Here is a 2712-nt window from a genome sequence, read left to right as displayed (position 1 = left end):
TTATAAGATTAAGAAGGAATTGAAGTGGTAGACGAAATAAATTCCGCTCGTGATGATGCTGAGCGAGATCAGCTTCCAGATGGTTCTATGGAACCACAGAGCCCTCAGGAAGCAGATAATACTGATTATGGCTTAATGAAGGGTGCTCGCGTAAAGAACATGGATTTGCAGCAGGAAATGCGCGAATCTTATTTAGCTTACGCATTATCTGTTATTGTTGAGCGTGCTTTACCAGATGTTCGTGATGGTTTAAAGCCTGTTCACCGTCGTGTTATTTATGCAATGTATGATGGAGGATACAGGCCTGATCGCGGATATAACAAGTGTTCTCGCGTTGTCGGTGATGTTATGGGTAAGTATCACCCTCATGGTGATTCTGCTATCTATGACACTTTAGTGCGTATGGCTCAGTCTTGGTCAATGCGCTATATGCTTGTTGATGGTCAAGGAAACTTTGGTTCTCCTGGTGATGATCCTGCAGCAGCAATGCGTTATACGGAATGCCGTATGGCACCGTTGGCTATGGAAATGGTACGAGATATCGATAAAGATACCGTTGATTTCCTGCCAAATTATGATGGTAAAACTCAAGAGCCTACGGTTTTGCCAGCTCGTTTCCCGAATCTTTTAGTTAATGGTTCTGCTGGTATTGCTGTTGGTATGGCAACCAATATTCCACCTCATAATATGCGTGAAGTGGCTGATGGTGTGCACTGGGCGTTGGATCATCCTGATGCAAGCAAGGAAGAACTTCTTGAAGCTTTAATTCAGCGAATTAAAGGACCTGATTTCCCTACTGGAGCAACAATCTTAGGTCATAAGGGAATTGAGCAAGCCTATCGTACAGGTCGTGGCTTAATTACAATGCGAGCAGTAGTTAATACTGAGGAAATTAAGGGACGTATGTGCTTGGTTGTTACCGAGCTTCCATACCAAGTTAATCCTGATCGCTTAGCTGCTTCTATTCGTGAAGCTGTACGAGATGGCAAAATTCAAGGTATTGCAGATATGCGCGACGAAACGTCTGGCCGTACTGGTCAGCGTTTGGTTCTTGTTCTTAAGCGCGATGCTGTTCCAAAAGTTGTTTTAAATAACTTGTATAAGCATTCGCAATTGCAGCAAACTTTCGGCGCAAATATGCTTGCTTTGGTTGATGGTGTTCCTAGAACTTTGAGCTTGGATGCGTTTATTCGTCATTGGGTAACCCATCAGCTTGAAGTAATTGATAGGCGTACACGTTACTTAAAGCGTGAAGCTGAAGAGCGAGATCATATTTTGCAAGGCTATTTGAAAGCTTTGGATATGATCGATGAAGTTGTGGCTTTAATTCGTTCATCTAAAGATGTTGAAACTGCTCGTACTGGTTTAATGAATTTGCTTGATGTTGATGAAGTTCAAGCGGATGCCATTCTTGCAATGCAACTTCGTAGACTTGCAGCTTTGGAACGTCAGAAGATTCTCGACGAGCATGAAGATTTGATGATTAAAATTGCTGATTACAACGATATTTTGGCAAGCCCAGAACGTCAGCGCAAAATTGTTGGCGATGAACTGGATGAAATTGTTGCAAAATATGGTGATGATCGCAGAACTAAGATTCTTCCATTCTCTGGTGAAATGAATGTTGAAGATCTTATTGCTGAAGAAAACGTTGTTGTAACAGTAACTCGCGCAGGTTATATTAAGCGTACTAAGGCAGACGAGTATCGTGCTCAACACCGCGGTGGTAAAGGTATTAAGGGTGCAAAGCTTCGTGAAGATGATGTAGTTGATCACTTCTTCTTAACTTCTACACACAATTGGTTGCTCTTCTTTACTAATCGTGGTCGAGTTTATCGTCTGAAAGCCTACGAACTTCCAGAAGGATCTCGCGATTCTAAAGGTCAGCATGTTGCTAATTTGTTGCAATTTGCCCCTGGAGAAACAATTCAAGCAGTGTTATCAATTCCAAATTATGATGTCGCTAAATACTTGGTATTGGCAACTCGTTCTGGAAAAGTTAAGAAAACTGCATTGCAAGAGTATGATTCTCCACGTCAAGGCGGTTTGATTGCTGTACGTTTGATGGCAAATGAAGAAACAGGTGAACCTGTTGATGAGCTTATTGGTGCAGCTTTGTGTAATTCAGAAGACGACATTATTCTTGTTTCTAAGCTTGGAATGAGTTTGAAGTTTAGAGCAGATGATGAACAACTTCGACCAATGGGTCGTCAGACTGCCGGCGTTCAGGGTATGAGATTCCGTGAAGGTGACGAATTACTTGATATGGACGTTGTTGCAGCAGAAACTAGTAAAGATCTTCTTGTTGTTACTAATGAAGGTTTTGCTAAGCGAACTGCTATTGAAGAGTATCGTTTGCAAGGAAGAAACGGCTACGGTGTTAAAGCTGTTCAACTTGCAGAGGGTCGTGGTTCATTAGTTGGAGCTTTGATTGTTGAAGAAACAGATCAAGTAATGGCAATTATGAAGTCCGGTAAGGTAATTCGTTCTGACGTTAACGAAGTGAAGCGTACTGGTAGAACAACTCAAGGCGTAACCTTAGCTAAGCCGGATAAAGGCGATGAAATTATTTCTATTGCCCGTAATGAAGAAACGGATGACGAAGAAAATCAATTAGAAGAAAAAGAAGCTACTTCAGAAAATGAGGAAGCTTAAGAAACTTCTTATACGGAATAATATTAATAATATTATTTCTTAAAAATTTGAGAGTAC

1 protein-coding gene is annotated in these 2712 nt (G+C 41.3%); it reads left to right on the top strand.

Translation table 11 applies throughout. The annotated features are described in order from the left end of the window. Positions 1-24: 24 nt before the first annotated feature. A complete protein-coding gene (gene gyrA, locus A5294_RS06145) occupies positions 25-2655 on the top strand; it encodes a DNA gyrase subunit A (protein ID WP_004106095.1) in 2631 nt (876 codons plus the stop codon). Positions 2656-2712 lie beyond the last annotated feature (57 nt).

Source organism: Gardnerella sp. 30-4, from assembly GCF_001641215.1.
GTDB lineage: Bacteria > Actinomycetota > Actinomycetes > Actinomycetales > Bifidobacteriaceae > Bifidobacterium > Bifidobacterium leopoldii.
This window is presented reverse-complemented; position numbering and strand designations above follow the sequence as displayed.